The following is an 18,628-nucleotide window of genomic DNA, read 5'->3' as shown; positions in this document are numbered from 1 at the left end:
AGCGCACCAATTGCATGCAGTTTGGCGTCTGGATTGCCTAAATCGAATCCGACCGTCCGGCGCCGGGATCGGCCAGATCGTTGATTTTGCTAGGGCCGGCGGCTGGCATCCAGCTTGCATGCACTTTGGCTGTGATGCGCATGCAACCCAATGACCAGTTTGACGGCCAGCCTGTTCCGGAAGGCGCCGCCGTCACCGCCATCGAGCTGTCCGAGGCGTCCGTGACCTTCGGGCGCGGCGACCGGGCGGTGCCCGCTCTGTCGAAGACCAGCCTTCGGATCGCCGACGGCGAGTTTGTCGCGCTGGTCGGCCCGTCCGGATGCGGCAAATCGACCATCCTGCGTCTCGTCAGCGGCCTGGTGCAGCCGACCAGCGGTGTCGTCATCGTCGGCGGCCGCGAGGTGGCGGCGCGGGCGCTGCGCGTCGGGATGGCGTTCCAGAATCCGACCATGCTGCCGTGGATGACGATCGAGCGGAACATCATGCTGCCGCTGAAGATCGTCGAGCCGTTCCGCTCGAACTTCCGCAAGCTGCGCAAGACCGAATTCCGCGACAAGGCCAACGCGCTGCTGGAGCAGGTCGGTCTCAAGGGGTTTGGCAGCCGCTATCCCTGGCAGCTCTCCGGCGGCATGCTCCAGCGCGCCAATCTCTGCCGCGCGCTGATCCATGAGCCGCGCATGCTGCTGCTGGACGAGCCCTTCGGCGCGCTCGACCAGTTCACCCGCGAGGAGCTGTGGGCGATCCTCCAGAACCTCTGGATGACGCACAAACCGACGGTGCTGCTGGTCACCCACGATCTGCGCGAGGCCGGCTTCCTCGCCAGCCGCATCTGCGTGATGAGCGCGCGTCCCGGCCGCATCCTCGACGACAGCCGTGTCGAGTTCGCGCGACCGCGCACCGTGGCCATGACGTTCGAGCCGGATTTCGTCGCGCTGAACCAGAAGCTGCGCGCCTTCATCGAGGATGCGCGCAGCGCTAGCCAACAGGGGGCAGGCTGATGTTCGGGATCGATATCAGGCAGAAGGCGTGGTCGGCGGGCCTGATCGTGCTGTTCTTCGTCGCCTGGGAATTGTTCTGCCTGATGACGGGCATGTCCGACCTGGTGCTGCCGCGACCCTCGCAGGTGTTCGTGACGCTGGTGCAGCGCTTTCCGGTGCTGTGGCCGCACATCGTGCAGACGCTCGCCACCACGATGTTCGGCTTCGTCCTCGGCGTCGCGCTCGGTGTCGCCCTCGGCGCGATCATAGGGGTCTCCAAGACCGCTTATGACACCTGCTATCCGCTGCTGATCGGCTTCTCCTCGATCCCCAAGGTCGCGGTGGTGCCGATCTTCGTGCTGTGGTTCGGCTCGGGCACGGTGCCGGCGGTGCTGACTGCGCTGTCGATCTGCTTCTTCCCGATCGTCGTCAACATCGCCACCGGCCTTGCGACCACCGAGCCAGAGCTCGAGGACGTGCTGAAGGCGCTCGGCGCCAGCAAGTTCGACATTCTCTGGAACGTCGGTCTGCCCCGGACCATGCCGTTCTTCTTCGCCTCGCTGAAGGTTGCGATCTCCTACGCCTTCGTCGGCGCGGTGCTGTCGGAGACCGTTGCCTCCAACCGCGGCATCGGCAACGTCATGATGACCGCGTCCTCCAATTTCAACGTGCCGCTGGTGTTCGCCGGCCTGTTCGTGCTCGCCGGCCTCGGCGTCGCCCTCTACGTCGTGTTCTCGCTGATCGAAGGGCAGGTCACCGGCTGGGCCACGCGCAAGAACGACGTGATCGCCACCTGATTTTTCCAACCGTCACGCAACGAAGCTGAGGAGATCTCGATGTTGAGAAAAGCAATTGCCGCGCTGCTGGGATTGGCCCTGTCCACGGGCGCCGCGATGGCCCAGGAAACCACGATCAAGTTCACGCTGGGCTGGAAGACGCAAGGCAGCGACGCCGCGTTCTTCTATGCCAAGGACAACGGCTATTTCAAAGAGGAAGGCCTCAACGTCGTCATCGACCAGGGCGAGGGCTCCGGCGCCACCGTCACGCGCGTGATGTCCGGCGCCTATGACGCCGGCTTCGGCGACGTCAATGCCATCATCCAGAACGCTTCGACCAAGCCGCAGGAGGCACCCGTCATGGTCTACATGATGTGGAACCAGCCTCCCTTCGCGATCGTCGCCAAGAAGACCAGCGGCATCAACACAATCAAGGATTTCGAGGGCCACACCCTCGGCGGCGCGCAGGGCACGCCGACGACGCGGCTGCTGCCGGTGTTCACGCGCAAGAACGGGCTCGACGGCGAGAAGATCAAGATCTCCAACATGGCGCCGAACCTGCAGGAGCCAATGCTGATCAAGGGCGACATCGACGCCGCGCTCGTCTTCAACATCACCAGCTATTTCAACCTGGTGCTCAACCGCCAGGACCCGGACAAGGACTTCAAATGGTTCTCGTTCGGTGAGTACGGCCTCGACCTCTATTCCAACGGCGTGATGGTCTCCAAGAAGCTGATCGCGTCGAACCCGAAGGCCGTCGCTGGCCTCGTGCGTGCCATCAACAAGGGCGCGATCGCGGTCGCCAAGGACCAGAATGCCGGCATGAAGGCGGCGCTGAACTACGACAATCTGATCGACGTCGGCGTCGAGAAGCGCCGGCTGCAATATTCCTTCGAGAAGCTGATCGTCTCGCCGGAGATGAAGGAGATCGGCATCGGCGACGTCAAGGACGACCGCATGACGCGCGCCATCGGTATCGTGGTCGAGGGCTATCAGCTCGCCCGCGCGCCGACACCAGCGGAAGTGTTCTCGCGTGAGTTCCTGCCGCCGCGCGCCGAGCGGGAGTTGGTGTATACTGCCAATTGATCTCGGAGAGACGGTCATGGCCACGGAGATTTCGGCAACCAGCCTGTTCCGTGGCCCTGATCGCGGCACCAGCGACAACGTCGTGCTGCGGCACGACGGCGGTGTCATCACCGATATCTCGGAAGGAGCGGGGCAGGGGCCTCGCTCCTTCGTCATTCCAGCCTTCGTCAACGCCCATGACCACGCCCGTGCCACCGCGTCGTCCTTCGGCGCGGTCGGCATGCCCCTGGAAAGCTGGATCCTGCGCACCGCGCTCGGCACGCCGGTCGATCCCTATCTGACCGCGGCCTCTGCACTGGCGCGTTCGGCCAAGGCAGGCTGTGCCGCCATGATGGTGCACTACACCCGCCCGAGTGGGACAATGCCTCTTCTCGATGAAGCCAAGGCCGTTGCGAGAGCGGCATCCGACGTCGGCATCCGCATCGCGTTTGCGATGGCCGTGCGCGACCAGAATCCGATCGTCTACGGCGATGCCGAGCCGGCGCTTTCAGGGCTGTCCGGCGATGACCGCAAGACCATCGAAGACCTCTTCGTCCGCGCGCCGATGCCGCCCAAGGCCTATATCGAGCTGACCGACGCGATTGCCGCTTCCATCGCCGGGCCGATGGTCGATGTGCAGCTCGGCCCCGCCGGCGTGCAATGGTGCTCGAAGCCGCTGCTGGAGGCGGTGGCCGAGAACTCGGCGCGGACCGGTCGCCGCATCCACATGCATCTGCTGGAGACGGTGTACCAGCGCGCCTGGGCCGACCGGAACTTTCCCGACATGGTGCGATGGCTGCGCGACATCGGCTTCCTCTCCGAGCGACTGACGCTGGCGCATTGCATCCACGCCAGCCCGGACGAGCTCGAGATGATCGCGGCCTCCGGTGCACGCATCGTCACCAATTTCAGCTCGAACATGCATCTGCGCTCCGGGCTCGCGCCGATCGCCGCCGCGCACGGATGCGGCTGCGCCATCACTGTGGGCGTCGACGGGCTGGCGCTGGACGAGGACGATGACATCCTGCGCGAGATGCGGCTGGTGCAACTCGCCCATGGCGGTCTTGGTTTCAAGGCGACATGGACGCCGGCCGAGATGTTTTCGCTCGCCGTCCGCAACGGGCGCCGCGCCACCGGCGCGCCCGGCACCGGCGAGCTCGTCGCCGGCAATCCGGCCGACTATGTCGTGATCGATCTCGACCGGCTGGATCGGGACCGGATCATGCCGGTCGATCCCATGGCGCTGCTGTTCGCGCGCGGCAATGCGTCTCTTGTGAAGGAGGTCGTTGTCGCCGGCAGGACGATCGCGCGGGAGGGGGTCTGCGTGGGCGTCGACCTGCCGGCCATCGAGGACGAATTGCGGGCGATGTACCGCAGCAATGTCGGCAGGCTCGGCAGCTTCCAGCGGATGTGGCCGTCCCTGTCGGATCGGCTGGGCGGCTGGTTCGAGCAGCAGCTCACCTGTCAATGAAGCGCCGGCCCGCGACCGGGAAGTATAGAAAAAGGCGATAGCTGCTAAACTCTGCCTCGTCTGGCGCCGGGCGCCTATGTAGGCTATCAGCTCCGCCATAGGTCTCGGCTGCAGTCGATGACCCCAAGAGGAGCCTCCCGATGCGTCTTCCCACCGTTCTTCTGGCCGTGACATGTCTTGCCGGCGCAGCCTCAGCCCAGGACCTCACGGGTACGCTCCAGAAGGTGAAGGAGACGAAAAAGATCGCGCTGGGCTATCAGGAAGCCTCGGTCCCGTTCAGCTATCTCGACGGCAACCAGAAGCCGGTCGGCTTTGCCATGGACATCTGCCTCAGGATCGTCGACGCCGTGAAGAAGCAGCTCGCGATGCCCGACATTGCCGTGGACTATGTCGCCGTGACCTCGTCGAACCGCATCCCGCTGATGGTCAACGGCACGCTCGACCTGCATTGCTCGGCGACCACCAACAATGCCGACCGCCAGAAGCAGATCGCCTTCACCAACACGCACTTCCTCAGCGCGACGCGCTTTGCCGCCAAGAAGGCCGCCAAGATCAACACCATCGACGACCTCAAGGGGAAGGCCGTCACGGCCGTGGCAGGCTCGGTCAATTTGAACCAGCTCGCCAAGGTCAATACCGAGCGCAACCTCGGCATCAGGATCATGCCGGCGGTGGACCAGGCCGAAGCGTTCCTGCTGCTCGAGACCGACCGTGCACAGGCCTATGCGCTCGACGACGTCCAGCTTGCGGTCGCCATTGCGCGCTCGAAGGAGCCGGGCCTGTTCATGATCAGCGAGGAGACCTTCGCGAAGGCCGAGCCCTTCGGGATCATGCTGCGGCGGGAGGATGCACCGTTCAAGGCGCTGGCCGATCGCGCCACGGCCGAGCTCTATGCAAGCCCGGAGATCGAGGTGCTCTACCGGAAGTGGCTGGAAGCACCGACGCCGCCAAACGGCATCAACTACAATGTCCCGATGTCGCCGGCCCTGCGCGCCGCCTTCAAGAATCCTAGCTCAAGCGCCGATCCGGACGTTTATCTGGTGAAGTGAGGCGAGGGGACGCTAGCGCGTCCGCGGCGTGTCCAGCAGCTGCCCGGCCAGCGCCGCGCCGATTGCCGCGACCACCGCCATGACAAGCGCCCAAGGGACGAACAGCCGATGACCGATCAGCGCGCCGCTCACCAGCGGGGCGCCGATATTCGCGCCTGACATCAGCGACTGGTTGAGGCCCATGATCATGCCCTGGCGGTTGATCGCGGTACTTCGCGACAACTCAGCCGTCAGCGTGCTCCGCGCGAACATGGTGCCGGCGATGATCAGCGTCAGATTGACCGCGAGCAGGCCGACATTGTCGCGGGACGCAAGACCTGCAAATCCGAGTCCCATGCAGGCGAACGCCGCCATCACGATACTGCGGTCGGAGGCGATCAGGCTGATGCGCGTGATCAGCAGGCCCTGGACCACCATGTTGATGAAGCCGGCATAGGCGAACACCCAGCCGAGCTCGCGCGCGCCGAAGGCATGGCCGGCCCAGGAGAACCGGGCCGACAGGAACAGGCCGATCTGCGACAGGAACATCGCGTTGACGAAGAAGAACACGATGAGCAGGCCGAGCAGGCGCCAGGCGTAGTGTCGGCCGAGCAGGCTTCGAGCCAGCGTCGGCTCAGGGATGCGATGCCGGGAGCGTGGCTCGGACGCCGGATGATCCGGCGGGAGCAGGGCGATCGTCGCGAGGATGCTGATCAGGGACAGCGCGGCGGCGGCCCACACCGGTGCGGTCTGGCCGTAATGCACGAGGAAGCTCGAGAGCGCGGGGCCGAGCAGGAGCCCGGTTCCGATCGCTCCGCTGGTCATGCCGAGCGCCTGCTTGCGCGTCGCGGGCGCGCTGTGCTCGGCCGCATAGGCATGCGCGACCGAGATGTTGCCGGAGGTCAGGCCGTCGATGATCCGCGCCACGAATACGAGCGTCAGATTGCCGGCGAGAGCGAGCAGGACGAATCCGGTGAACGTCCCGATCTGGCTGACGACCAGCACTTTCCGCCGCCCGTAGCGGTCCGAGAGCATTCCGACCACGGGACCGGCGATGAGCTGGCAGACGGCATAGGCCGAGATCAGCGCGCCAAGCAGGAACGGCGTGGCGCCGAGCCGCTGCGAATAGAACGGCAGCAACGGCAGGATGATCCCCATCCCGGTGGCGTCCACGGCCACGACGACGAAGGTCGGCACCAGCGTCAGCGCGCTGTGGCCGGCCATCCTCTCCGCTGCATGTGCCGGGGAACCCGGTCCCATCGCGCCCGTCCTCGTTCGCTTCTGCGTGATCACCGCCGTGATGCCGGGATATATAGTTGCAAACTAATAGTTCGTGTCCTATCTAATTTGCATGGCTCCGTCGCAGGCCCATATCCACGCCGAAATCGGCCGGCTCGTCACCCGTCTCGGCCGGATCTGGCGGCGCGAGTCGGATCAGGCGCTGTCCGACCACGGCCTGTCCTACGCGACCGCGATCCCGCTGCTGGTGCTGTCGCGTCAGGGCGAGAATGTCAGACAGGGCGTGCTCGCCGACGAGCTCGGCATCGAGGGGCCGTCGCTGGTGCGCCTGATCGACCTGCTTCAGGCCGAGGGCCTGGTCGAACGCCGGGAAGACCCGACCGATCGCCGTGCCAAAACGCTCCATCTGACCAAGGCGGGTGCGGCCAAGGTCGAGGAGACCAACCGGATCTTGCGGCGTGTTCGGGCGAGCCTGTTGAGGGATATCGGGCCCGAGGAACTTGCGATAACATTCGAGACTCTTCAGCGCATCGAACAGCGAGCCAGTCGCCTGCACGACGTCAAGACTGGTCCCGAGACGAAATAGCCATGCGCGCAGACGAGCCGTTCCTGGTCCGCCATGCGGACCTCATTTTTGCGTTGAAGACGTTCGCGGCGTCGATGCTGGCGCTCGTCATCGCGCTCGCGATGGACCTGCCGCGGCCGTATTGGGCGATGGCGACCGTCTACATCACCTCGCAGCCGCTTGCGGGCGCAACCAGCTCGAAGGCCTTCTTCCGCGTGATGGGCACGCTGGTCGGCGCCGTCATGACGGTGGTGCTGGTGCCGAACCTGGTCGACGCGCCGGAACTGCTGTGTCTTGCCATCGCGCTGTGGGTCGGACTTTGCCTTTATCTATCGCTGCTCGACGGCACGCCGCGCAGCTATGTCTTCATGCTCGCCGGCTACACGGTGGCGCTGATCGGCTTCCCCTCGGTGTCCGAGCCCGGCGCCATCTTCGACACCGCGGTGGCAAGGCTCGAGGAGATTTCGCTCGGCATCATCTGCGCCAGCCTCGTTTCCACCATCGTCTTTCCGCGCAGCGTCGCGCCCGCGGTCGCCCATCGCGTCGAGGCCTGGCTGCTGGACGCGCGCCGTCTCAGCCAGGCGGTGCTGCTGCGCGAGGGCACCGGCGAATTTCGCCGCGGCAAGCGGCTCAAGCTCGCGACCGACATCGTCGAGATCGACACGCTCTCCACCCACCTTGCCTATGACCGGCTGACCGACCGCAACGCCGTCAAGGGTCTCGGCGAAATCCGGCTGCGCATGCTGATGCTGCTGCCGGTGATCGCCTCGCTCGAGGACCGGTTGGCGGCACTGGGGGAGGAGGCCTTGCGCCGCCAGCCGGAGCTGATGCGGCTGCTGGAGGACCTCTCGCAATGGATCGTGAGCGACGTCAGGAAGCGGCAGCCGGCGGAGCGTATCCGCACCATGATCGCCGAGCGCCAGGCATTGCTCGACGACAGCGCCGACTGGGAGCGGATCATCGTCACCAGCCTGCTGTCGCGGCTGCGTGAGCTCGTCGACCTCTCGCGCGATTGCCGTGAGCTCGCCGAGGCGATCGCCGACAGCCGCAACGTCGCGACCGTCGAGCTTGCCTTCCATTCCGAGGCGGGTGCTGCGCCCGTGCGCCACCGGGATCGCGGCCTTGCGCTGTGGTCGGCGGCCGGTGCCGCCATTGCCATCCTGATCTGCTGCGCATTCTGGATCGGCACCGGCTGGCCGGATGGCGCATCGGCCCCGATGATGGCGGCGGTGGCGTGTTCGTTCTTCGCCGCGCAGGACGAGCCCGCGCGTTTCATCCGCAGTTTCGGCCTGTGGTCGCTGGTCGCCATCGTGGTGGTTGCGATCTATCTGTTCGCGCTCGTGCCCGCGATCTCGCATCTCGAGGTCCTGGTGGTGGCGCTGGCGCCGACCTTCCTGCTCTATGGCTTCCTGATCAGCCGGCCGGCGACGGCGGGCACCGGCATGGCGCTGGCGGCCAACACCGCGACGCTGCTGGCGCTGCAATCGACCTACAACGCGGATTTCGCCTCCTACGCCAATTCCGCCGTCGCCTTCTTCGTCGGCGTCGTCATCGCCGAGCTGGTGACGCGGATCGCACGCGGGGTGGGGGCGGAATGGATCGCCAATCGCCTGGTGCTGTCCGGCTGGAAGACCATCGCGGTCGCGGCGGAGCGGCGGGGCAAGCGCGACCGCGCGGAGTTCGCGGGGCTGATGCTGCACAGGCTCGGGCTGCTGGTGCAGCGCATCGCCTTCCTCTCGGAGAGCGACCGCCGCGATGCCGACAGCCTGGTGCAGCTCCGCATCGGCATCAACATCATCGACCTCCGCCGCGCCCGCTATGGGCTGGCGGCATCCACCATCGCCGTCATCGACGACATGCTCGATCGGCTCGCCATGGCCTGCCGCGGCTATGCGGGTCATGGCATGCCGGCGGAGCTGCTGACCAGCGTCGACAGGGCGCTCGCCCAGGCGGTGAAGGACCCCAATGACAGCGCGCGCGAGGACGCCCTGATCGGCCTCGTCGGTATCCGCCGCGGCCTGTTCCCCGACGCGCCGGCCTATCGGCCGCGCGCAGAGAGTGTTGCGGCATGAGATATGTGATCGACATCTATGGCGTGCTGGTGCCGGCGCTGCTGCTGTGGATCATCGTCGCCTACGTGCTCAGCGCGATCTTGCGCCGGCTGATGCAGCGCTTCGACCTCTACCGGCTGGTCTGGCACCGCGCGCTGTTCGATTTCGCGATTTTCGTCTGCCTTCTCGGCGGCGTCGTCTATCTCTCGGAGTACCTCTCATGAAGGGCAATCTTGCCTGGCTCAGCCGCCTCGCGCTGACCGTCATTGCCGTCGTCCTCGCGCTCGCGGTCGGGCGCGAGCTGTGGGTCTATTATATGGAATCGCCCTGGACCCGTGACGGCCGCGTGCGCGCCGATGTGGTCCAGGTCGCGCCCGATGTCTCCGGCTTCGTCACCGAGGTGCTGGTCAAGGATAACCAGAAAGTCCGTCGCGGCGACGTGCTGTTCCGGATCGACCGCGAGCGCTTCGCGCTGGCGCTGCGGCAGGCCGATGCGTCGGTCGCGGGTCATCAGGCGACGCTCGACCAGGCCAACGCCGATCTGAAGCGCTACAGCACCCTGACGACCGATGCGGTCTCGCAGCAGAAGCAAGAACAGGTGCTGGCCACCCAGCTGCAGGCCAAAGCGGCCTTCGATGCGGCCGTCGCCGACCGCGCTGTCGCCCAGCTCAACCTTGACCGCAGCGAGGTCCGCGCCTCCGTGAACGGCGTGATCACCAACATGGATCTGCGCCCCGGCGCCTATGTCACGGCTGGGAAGGGCGTGATGGCGCTGGTCGATACCGACACGCTGCACGTGGAAGGCTATTTCGAAGAAACAAAACTCGCGCGCATCCGCATCGGCGACAAGGTGCAGGTCCGCCTGATGGGCGAGAAGGTGACACTGTCGGGCCATGTCGAGAGCATCGCCGCCGGCATCGAGGACCGCGATCGCGCCGAGGGCGCCAGCATGCTCGCGAACGTCAACCCGACCTTCAGCTGGGTGCGGCTCGCGCAGCGCGTCCCGGTGCGCATCGCGCTGGATCCGGTGCCGGAGAACCTCTCGCTGGTCGCGGGACGCTCGGCGACGGTGGAGGTGTTGGAATAACGCAGCGAGCAGATGATCGCGCTTGGCTGGGGAAAACCGGCAACAAGCATTTCAATGCCAAATCGTAAGGCTAACCCTGACTCGCGTGTGTTGAGTCGGGGGACTGTATGGGCGTTTGGTTTTTAGTCCTAGCAGCCTGTGTCGTCGGCGCGTTGCTCCTCTTGGCGTTCTGCCGATAGCGCCGATAGCGGATGCAATTGTTGCTGCGAAGCATCAGCGAGCCGCGGAATAGCGGTTCCAGAGCGATGGTTTTTGACTGTGCATGGATGAACGCGTTCACTTCCGACCGGAGGCGGACGTGAGCTGGTTGCTTGTGTTTCTCATTGCCGCAAGCGCAGCCGTTCTGATCGCCCATGCGATCGACGCGATGCGCTCTTGATACGGCCCGCGACTCGGTTTCGTCGGTAGTTCGGTAAGCGCCGAAAATGTTCCGAGGCGGGCGAGCGTCAATTCGAGGAACATGGCCTGCGAGCCAAAGTTGTCACGGCAGGAGGAATACCATCATGCTTGCGTTCTATCTGCCATTCATCATTTTCGGAGCGATGCTCGAAGCGATTTCGAATCAGAATGTATCTGCGCCCATCCAGGAGCCGCCAAGCTTCGACTGACGCCGATTCCCTGGCGCAGTCTCCAGGACTCATGACGCGCGGCCAGCCCTTCCTGTGCAAGACGCTGCCGAAGGTCGCCACGGAGATGGCGCGGCGCGCGCTGACCTGCAATCTGACGCGCGTGCTCAACATCGTCGGCGTCGAGCCTCTGGTGCGTTATTTGCGCAATGATCTGAAGGCTGCGCGTACCTCATCTGAAAACAGCTTCGGCTCCTCCCAGGCGGCGAAATGCCCGCCACGTTCGACCTCGCTGAAGTAGGCGAGACCGGGGTACATAATCTCGACCCAGCTTCGGGGCGCAGCAAAGATTTCGCCGGGGAACGTCGTAAATCCTACGGGAACCGCGACCGCCGGAGGAGACTTGCCGGCCGCACGGGCTGCGGCCTGTCCGGCCTCCCAGTACCACCGCGCGGCCGAGGCCCCAGTGCCTGTCAGCCAGTACAGCGTGATGTTGTCGAGGATACTGTCCCGGGTGAGATTGCCCGCGGGCTTACCCTCCACGAACGCTCGGGAAATCTTGTAGTAGCTGTCGGTGTCATGGTCGAGCATCCAGCTCGCGAGCCCGAGGGGTGAATCCAGCAGGGAATAGCCGATCGTCTGTGGCCGCGTCGACTGCTCAAGGAAGTAGCCAAAGCCACTCGTCCTAAATGTCGCGGCCGCCTTCTGCGCTGCGCGTTCCTTCTCGGATTCTGCGGGCAGCTTGTCGGACATTGCCGCCGCACCCGCGAGCAAGTTGACGTGGATGCCGAGAAGTCCCTTGGGTGCCTGGCGCCCCATCGCATCCGTTACTGCGGCTCCTACGTCGCCACCCTGGGCGACGTAGCGCGTGTAGCCGAGGCGATCCATCAGCACCGCCCACGCACGCGCGATGCGGGCGGTGTCCCAGCCGAGTTCGGTCGGCTCACCCGAAAAGCCGTAGCCAGGCAAGGACGGCAGCACCAGGTCGAATGCATCCTCGGGAGTGCCGCCATACTTGGTCGGGTCAGTCAGGGGACCGACCGTATCCAGTAGCTCGATGACCGACCCAGGCCAGCCGTGGGTCATGATCAGCGGCAGCGCGTTCTCATGCCGGGACTTGACGTGGATGAAATGGATCTTCACCCCGTCGATCACGGTCGTGAACTGTGGCAGCGCGTTCAGCCGTGCCTCGCACTTGCGCCAGTCGTACTCGGTCGACCAGTAGCGGGCGAGTGCCCGCAGCGTCGCCAGCTGCACACCCTGCGACCGATCCTCAACGAGCTCTTTGGTGGGCCAGCGTGTCGACGCGAGGCGCCGGCGGAGATTAGCGAGGTCTTCACCCCGGACATTGACGCGGAAGGGAAGAATTGCGTCGGCTTTGGTCGTACCAACCGGGGCCCCTCCTTGCTTCGATGGCGCGCGTGCGGCGACGAAATGTATTGGAAGCAGGCTGACGGCACCACTTGCGACTGCCCCTGCGAGGAGGCGTCGGCGGGTGGGTGAGGAGGAGATTGCAGTCATGTTCGGCCTCCTTGTTTACAAGCCCGCTCCTGTACTAATACCGACGCGCCGGCGTCGGCCTAGACGTTCGAATATTTCTTCAATTCGAACCGCGCGATCTGGTTGCGGTGGACTTCGTCCGGCCCGTCCGCAAGCCGCAGCAGCCGCGCCGTCGCGTAGGCCTGGGTCAGGCCGAAATCGTTGGACGTGCCGCCGCCGCCATGGGCCTGGATCGCCCAGTCGATGATCTGGCAGGCCATGTTGGGCACGGCGACCTTGATCATGGCGATCTCGGCTTTCGCGACCTTGTTGCCGACCGTGTCCATCGCATAGGCGGCGTTGAGCGTCAGCAACCGGGCCTGCTCGATCATGATGCGGGCTTCGGCAATGCGTTCCTGCGTCACGGTCTGCTCCGAGACGGGCTTGCCGAAGGCGACGCGGCTGCGGACCCGGCGGCACATCTTTTCGAGCGTGCGCTCGGAAAGGCCGATCAGGCGCATGCAATGGTGGATGCGGCCGGGGCCGAGGCGGCCCTGCGCGATCTCGAAGCCGCGGCCTTCGCCGAGCAGCATGTTCTCCTTCGGCACCCGCACATTGGTGAAGACGACCTCCGACGCCCGATCAGGCACGCCGTAGAAGCCGAACACGGGCAGGGGCCGCTTCACCTCGATGCCCGGCGTGTCCATCGGCACCAGGATCATGGATTGCTGCTTGTGGCGGTCCGGATTGTCGGGATCGGTCTTGCCCATGAAGATGCAGATCTTGCAGCGCGGGTCGGTCGCATTGGTGGTGTACCATTTGCGGCCGTTGATGACGTAATGGTCGCCGTCGCGTACGATCGAGCTCTCGATGTTGGTCGCATCGGAGGAGGCGACCGCGGGCTCGGTCATGGCGAAGCAGGAGCGGATTTCGCCCGCGAGCAGCGGCTTCAGCCAGTGCTCCTTGTCCTTCTCCGACCCATAGCGCTCCAGCACCTCCATGTTGCCGGTGTCGGGCGCCGAGCAGTTGAACACTTCGGGCGCAAGGTGCGAGCGGCCCATGACCTCGCAGAGCGGTGCATATTCGAGATTGGTGAGACCGGCGCCATGGCTCGATTTCGGCAGGAACAGATTCCAGAGGCCTTCGGCGCGCGCCAGCGGCTTCAGCTCCTCGACGACGGGGTAGACCTTCCACGGTCCGAGCTCCTCCGCTTCGCGGTAGAAGCGCTCCTCGTTCGGGTAGATGTGCCGGTCCATGAAGCTCTCGAGCTTGCGCTTGAGCTCGACGACTTTGGGCGACATCGGATAGAGCATCTCAGGTCTCCTTGATCGAACGGCGGCCGGCCTTACGCGATTTCGAGATAGTCCGGCCCGGGCAACGCGGGGAAGGGAGCGGTCGGCAGCGTCTGGTACCAGAACGCGACCGAGGCGATGTCGTCCTGCAGCGGCAGATATTTGCCGTCCTTCGCGCCCGGCAGCCAGCCGAGCGCCTGGATCGTGACGCGCAGATCGCTCCGGAAGCGCACGGGATCGGGGATGTGCCAGCGATAAAGACCGAAGCGCTGCTGCGAGCGGTAGACGCCGTCGGGGCGGATCACCTGCGGCAGGCCGGCATAGGGCGTGGTGAATTCCTGATAGCGCGATTGTCCCTGGCCGCCATGAGCGACATGGGGATCGAAATTGTAGGCGCCGCAGAAATAGTCTTCGGTGCCGGTGCCGCAGATGGTCGGGAACGCGCCGTCGCCGTCGATGAAGAATTTTATCTCGCCTTCGCCCCACCAGCCGTTGTTGTGGACGCCCCAGGCCATGTAGGTGCCGACATAGTGGCCGGCGCCCGCGACGCCATCGAGGATGGTGTAGGCCTCCTTGTAGGGCAGCGGATTGGTGCGGCGGAATTGCGCATGGAAATAGGCGCAGTCCTCGGGCACGTCGGTCAAGGTGTAGTTGATCTGGTAGTAGATCGTGATCTGCTCGTCGCTGCGGTTCTCCAGCGTGAAGCGCGCACGCTTGCGGAACGGCATTTCCCAGTAGCAGTTGAAGGCGCGGCCGGGATTGACGCAGACCGCGAGCGAGGAGACCTGCGCGAATTCCTCCCAGCCGCAGGCAAAGAAATCGCCGGCCGGACATTCCACGCTCGGCTGCTCCTGATCGTCCCAGTAGATGCGCAGGATCGAATGGCGCAGGCGCCCGCGCGCGAGCGTCATCCAGATCTGCTGGATCGCGCCCTGGCCCTCGATGTCGGCGAGCGTGAAGGTCGTGCCGGGCTCGATCTGAACATAGGGCGAGACCTTCCAGCCCTGGCCGAGATCGCGCGCCTGACGCGCGGCCGTGCCGTCGACGGACATGCCGCCCTTGCCCTTCTCGCCCGAAAAATTCTCCGGACTGATCGACCGCGTCAGCGCATTCGACAGGCGCGACAGGTTGCCGAGATGCATGCCCAATCCGGAAAAATTCATGATGTCCTCGACCTGGGGTGAGCGAGGCCTCGATATATCGCTCTCCAATCTACCAAAAGATGAAGCCGCGCGCGGAAAGACGCCATGTCCATGTTCGTAGCCCGGATGGAGCGTAGCGTAATCCGGGATTCTTTCCGCACGGGCGGTCGTGCGATGCGGTTGGTTTGGCACCGGATTGTGCTGCGCTCCATCCGGGCTACGGGTCTGGTTGCGAGCCGGCTCAAGCGACGCGATACTCCCTGAACTTCTCGCGCAGCGCCGACTTCAGCACCTTGCCGGTGCCGGTCATCGGGAACTCGTCGAGGAATTCGACGGCGTCCGGCATCCACCAGCTCGCGATCTTCGGGCGCATGTGGTCGAGCAGCGTCTTGCCGTCGACCGTCGCACCCTTCTTGCGTACGACGAGGAGCAGGGGACGCTCCTGCCATTTTTCATGCGCGATGGCGACGACGGCTGCTTGCAGCACGTCGGGATGAGACAGTGCGATGTCCTCGAGCTGGATCGAGGAGATCCATTCGCCGCCCGACTTGATCACGTCCTTGGAGCGGTCCGTCAGCGTGACGTGGCCCTGGGGGTCGATCACGGCCATGTCGCCGGTGATCAGCCAGCCGTCGCGGTCGAGGCCCTCGTCGAGCTTCATGTAGCCGGAGGCGACCCACGGCCCGCGGGCGCGTAAGTGGCCGACGGTCTTGCCGTCGCGCGGCAGCTCAGCGCCGGCATCGTCGACGATGCGCAGGGCGGTACCGAAACACGCGCGGCCCGAAACCTGGCGCCGGTCGAACTTCTCCTTGTCGCCGAGATGCTCCGAGCCTGGCCTCAAGCCCGGCATCGAGCAGCCCAGCGCTTCGGTCATGCCCCAGGCCTGGATGTAGTCGACGTCGTAGTCGCGCTTGAGCTTCTCGACCATCGCACGCGGCGGCGCCGAGCCCGACGACAACGTTGCGCGCAGAGTGGAGAATCTGTTGCCGGTGCGTCCGAGCCAGTCGAGCAGGATCAGCCAGAAGCTCGGCACGCCCGCCGACAGCGTCACCTTCTCGCCTTCGAGCAATTCATAGAGCTTGTCCGGCTCGTAGTTGCGGCCGGGCAGCACCAGCTTGGAGCCGGTGTAGGGCGCGGTGAACGGCATGTTCCAGCCGTTGCCGTGGAACAGCGGCGCCATCGGCATCATGACCTCGCGCACGCCTTCGACATGGCCGGGCAGGAAGTCGAAATTGCAGCAGGTCATGGTCTGCAGGATCGCGGCGCGGTGCGAGTAGATCACGCCCTTGGGATTGCCCGTGGTGCCCGAGGTGTAGCAGATGGTGGAGGCGGATTTCTCGTCGAACTCCGGCCAGGCGAAGCCGGCGTCGTTCTCCTTCTCGAGCAGCTCCTCGTAGCAATGCACGTTGGCGAGCTTGGTCTCCGGCATCCGCTCGCGCGAGGACATCACGACATAGGCCTCGACCGTTTTCAGTTGCGGCGCGATCGCTTCGACGATCGGCAGCGTGGCGCGGTCGACGAACAAGAGGCGGTCTTCGGCGTGGTTGATGATGTAGACGAGCTGCTCGGGGAATAGCCTGGGATTGACGGTATGCAGCACGTAGCCCATGCCGGGGGCCGCGTAGAACATCTCGAAATGCCGGTGTGTATTCCAGGCGAGCGTGCCGACGCGGTCGCCTTGCTTCATGCCGAGCCGTTTCAGCGCCAGCGCCATGCGCTTGATGCGCGGATGGGCGTCTGCATAGGTATAGCGATGGATGTCGCCCTCGATCTCGCGCGCGACGATTTCCGCTTCGCCGTGATAATCGGCGGCGTACTGGATCAGGCCGCTGATCAAGAGCGGCATGTCCATCATTAATCCCTGCATGGTCTCCTCCGGATGCCGCGTCGTTGCGCGGCTTAAGGCTTGTGATTTGTACTGGAGGTTAGCGGAACGCCGCGCGGCGTTCACGCAAAAAGCGTGCGACGCGATTGCGTGCGTCACTTTTTCGGGGCTAAGTGAGTGCGCTGCCGGCGAAGCAGCGTCCGCCGTGGAGGAAATGGATGTCAGCGGAAAGACACAAGACCGGTACAGCCGGCGCACCTACCGTCGATATTTCCGCACTCCGTTCGCGCTATCGCGACGAGCGCGATCGCCGTCTGCGCGCGGAGGGCAAGGCGCAGTATGTCGAGGTCACCGGAGAGTTCGGCCGCTATCTCGACGATCCCTGGGCCGATCCCGGCTTTGCGCGCAAGGCCGTCAGCGAAGACACCGAAGTTCTCATCGTCGGCGGCGGCTTCGGCGGGCTGCTCTGCGGCGCGCGGCTGCGCGAAGCCGGCATCGGGGATTTTCGCATCGTGGAAAAGGCCGCCGATTTCGGCGGCACCTGGTACTGGAATCGCTATCCTGGAGCGGCCTGCGACACCGAGAGCTACATCTACCTGCCGCTGCTGGAAGAGACCGGCTACATGCCGGTGCGCAAATACGCGCGAGCGCCGGAGATCTACGAGCACTCCCGCCGCATCGGCCGCCACTTCGATCTCTATGAGCGCGCGCTGTTTCAGACCGTGATCTCGCGCATGACCTGGCAGGAGCAGGAGGCGCGCTGGCTGGTCGAGACCGATCGCGGCGACCGCATCCGCGCGCGCTTCGTCATTCTCGCCGGCGGCCCGCTGAGCCGCCCGAAGCTGCCGGGCATCCCCGGCATTGAAAGCTTCAGGGGGCACAGCTTCCACACCAGCCGCTGGGATTACGCCTACACCGGCGGCACCGCCGAGGGTGGCCTCACGGGCCTTGCCGACAAGCGCGTCGGCATCATCGGCACAGGCGCCACGGCGGTGCAATGCGTGCCGCATCTCGGCCGCTCCGCGAGGGAGCTCTACGTCTTCCAGCGCACGCCATCGGCGATCGGCGTGCGCGACGACCGGCCGACGGATCAGGCCTGGGCGCAGGGCCTCAAGCCTGGCTGGCAGCGCGAGCGCATGGACAATTTCACGGCGGTGATCTCGGGCGAGCCGTTCGAGCGCGATCTGGTGCAGGACGGCTGGACCGGTCTCCTCGGCGAGATCCTGCTGGCGCCGCGACGGCAACCGCAGCCGGTGACCTCGATGGAGGAGGCGCTGAAGGTCATCGAGCAGGCCGACTATCGCAAGATGGAGGAGATCCGCGCCCGCGTCGATGCGGTGGTGAAGGATGAGGCAGCAGCTGCGGCGCTCAAACCCTGGTACAAGGCGTTCTGCAAGCGGCCGTGCTTCCACGACGAATATCTCGACACCTTCAATCGTCCCAACGTGCATCTCGTCGACACCAAGGGGCAGGGCGTCGACCGCATCACGGAGAATGCCGTCATCGTTGACGGCAAGGCCTACGAGCTCGACTGCCTGATCTATGCCAGCGGCTTCGAGGTCGGCACCGACTACGCCCGCCGCATGGGCTTCGAGGTCCGCGGCCGCGACGGCATGAGCCTGTCCGAGCGCTGGCGCGACGGCGTCAAGACCATGCACGGCTTCTACAGCCGCGGCTTTCCGAACTGCTTCCTGATCGTCACCGTTCAGGCCGGCCAGAGCGCCAACTTCCCGCACATCATCGACGAGCAGTCGCAGCACATCGCCTATGTCATCGACCAGGTGCGCAAGCGCGGCGCCAGGACGCTGGAGCCGACCCTCGCCGCCGAGAACGCCTGGGTCGAGGAGGTCGTCAAGGCCGCGATCGGCCGCCAGACCTATCTCGCCGAATGCACGCCGGGCTATTACAACAACGAAGGCGTGTTCGATCCCATTGCGGCAAGAAACAGTCAGTACTGGCGCGGTCCGGTGGCCTTCCTGCGGCTGCTCGACAAATGGCGCAAGGAGGGCAATCTGGACGGTCTGGAATTGACCTACGGGACCGCGGCCGAGGCCCGGGCTTGAGC

General features: G+C 65.1%; 15 protein-coding genes. 10 read left to right on the top strand and 5 right to left on the bottom strand.

The features are described 5' to 3' along the window. Positions 1-140: 140 nt before the first annotated feature. From JQ617_RS20300 to JQ617_RS20280, 5 genes are all read left to right on the top strand, one after another. Positions 141-998: an ABC transporter ATP-binding protein gene (locus JQ617_RS20300; protein WP_249157274.1), complete on the top strand. Its 858-nt coding sequence runs from the start codon at positions 141-143 to the stop codon at positions 996-998. Beyond that, complete coding sequence (locus JQ617_RS20295) at positions 998-1,774, top strand: ABC transporter permease (protein WP_063684542.1); 777 nt, start codon at positions 998-1,000, stop codon at positions 1,772-1,774. Before JQ617_RS20300 ends, JQ617_RS20295 begins: the two co-directional genes overlap by 1 nt. Before the next feature lie 39 nt (positions 1,775-1,813). Further along, positions 1,814-2,839, top strand: a complete 1,026-nt coding sequence (locus tag JQ617_RS20290) for an ABC transporter substrate-binding protein (protein WP_212027838.1) — start codon at positions 1,814-1,816, stop codon at positions 2,837-2,839. A 16-nt stretch (positions 2,840-2,855) separates the two neighbouring features. After that, the gene (locus JQ617_RS20285; protein ID WP_212027837.1) at positions 2,856-4,289 is read left to right on the top strand and encodes an amidohydrolase family protein; all 1,434 of its coding nucleotides are present in this window, start codon (positions 2,856-2,858) and stop codon (positions 4,287-4,289) included. Positions 4,290-4,429: 140 nt separating this feature from the next. Then, positions 4,430-5,338: an amino acid ABC transporter substrate-binding protein gene (locus JQ617_RS20280; protein ID WP_212027836.1), complete on the top strand. Its 909-nt coding sequence runs from the start codon at positions 4,430-4,432 to the stop codon at positions 5,336-5,338. A 12-nt stretch (positions 5,339-5,350) separates the two neighbouring features. Here JQ617_RS20280 and JQ617_RS20275 read toward each other — a convergent pair whose 3' ends face one another. Continuing rightward, the gene (locus JQ617_RS20275) at positions 5,351-6,541 is read right to left on the bottom strand and encodes an MFS transporter (RefSeq protein ID WP_249157272.1); all 1,191 of its coding nucleotides are present in this window, start codon (positions 6,539-6,541) and stop codon (positions 5,351-5,353) included. Positions 6,542-6,668: 127 nt separating this feature from the next. Between JQ617_RS20275 and JQ617_RS20270 the strand changes: the two genes are divergently transcribed. The 4 genes from JQ617_RS20270 to JQ617_RS20255 are packed head-to-tail and all read left to right on the top strand — an operon-like array spanning position 6,669 to position 10,259. Continuing rightward, entirely contained in the window at positions 6,669-7,142 is a 474-nt protein-coding gene (locus tag JQ617_RS20270) for a MarR family winged helix-turn-helix transcriptional regulator (RefSeq protein WP_212027834.1), read from the top strand. 2 nt (positions 7,143-7,144) lie between these two features. Beyond that, a complete protein-coding gene (locus JQ617_RS20265) occupies positions 7,145-9,193 on the top strand; it encodes an FUSC family protein (RefSeq protein ID WP_212027833.1) in 2,049 nt (682 codons plus the stop codon). Next, on the top strand, positions 9,190-9,396 hold the full coding sequence (locus tag JQ617_RS20260) for a DUF1656 domain-containing protein (RefSeq protein ID WP_212027832.1): 207 nt from the start codon (positions 9,190-9,192) through the stop codon (positions 9,394-9,396). Before JQ617_RS20265 ends, JQ617_RS20260 begins: the two co-directional genes overlap by 4 nt. Continuing rightward, complete coding sequence (locus JQ617_RS20255) at positions 9,393-10,259, top strand: efflux RND transporter periplasmic adaptor subunit (RefSeq protein WP_212027831.1); 867 nt, start codon at positions 9,393-9,395, stop codon at positions 10,257-10,259. The genes JQ617_RS20260 and JQ617_RS20255 overlap by 4 nt, the downstream gene beginning before the upstream one ends. Positions 10,260-11,023: 764 nt before the next feature. On the opposite strand, the gene JQ617_RS20250 is transcribed toward JQ617_RS20255, so the two are convergent. The 4 genes from JQ617_RS20250 to JQ617_RS20235 form a co-directional block, all read right to left on the bottom strand. Next, a complete protein-coding gene (locus JQ617_RS20250) occupies positions 11,024-12,346 on the bottom strand; it encodes an epoxide hydrolase family protein (protein ID WP_212027830.1) in 1,323 nt (440 codons plus the stop codon). A gap of 59 nt (positions 12,347-12,405) precedes the next feature. Then, positions 12,406-13,617, bottom strand: coding sequence for an acyl-CoA dehydrogenase family protein (locus JQ617_RS20245; RefSeq protein ID WP_212027829.1), 1,212 nt, complete (start codon positions 13,615-13,617; stop codon positions 12,406-12,408). Positions 13,618-13,649: 32 nt separating this feature from the next. Next, complete coding sequence (locus JQ617_RS20240; RefSeq protein ID WP_212027828.1) at positions 13,650-14,759, bottom strand: glycoside hydrolase family 172 protein; 1,110 nt, start codon at positions 14,757-14,759, stop codon at positions 13,650-13,652. A 220-nt stretch (positions 14,760-14,979) separates the two neighbouring features. After that, positions 14,980-16,605, bottom strand: coding sequence for a long-chain fatty acid--CoA ligase (locus JQ617_RS20235; RefSeq protein ID WP_212027827.1), 1,626 nt, complete (start codon positions 16,603-16,605; stop codon positions 14,980-14,982). 176 nt (positions 16,606-16,781) lie between these two features. On the opposite strand from JQ617_RS20235, the gene JQ617_RS20230 reads away from it, so the two are divergent. Continuing rightward, positions 16,782-18,626: a flavin-containing monooxygenase gene (locus JQ617_RS20230; RefSeq protein ID WP_212027826.1), complete on the top strand. Its 1,845-nt coding sequence runs from the start codon at positions 16,782-16,784 to the stop codon at positions 18,624-18,626. Positions 18,627-18,628 lie beyond the last annotated feature (2 nt).

The sequence above is a fragment of the Bradyrhizobium sp. KB893862 SZCCT0404 genome (assembly GCF_018130885.1).
Classification (GTDB): Bacteria; Pseudomonadota; Alphaproteobacteria; order Rhizobiales; family Xanthobacteraceae; genus Bradyrhizobium; species Bradyrhizobium stylosanthis.
The sequence above is the reverse complement of the archived record's forward strand: the minus strand, read 5'-3'. Positions and strand labels throughout refer to the sequence as shown.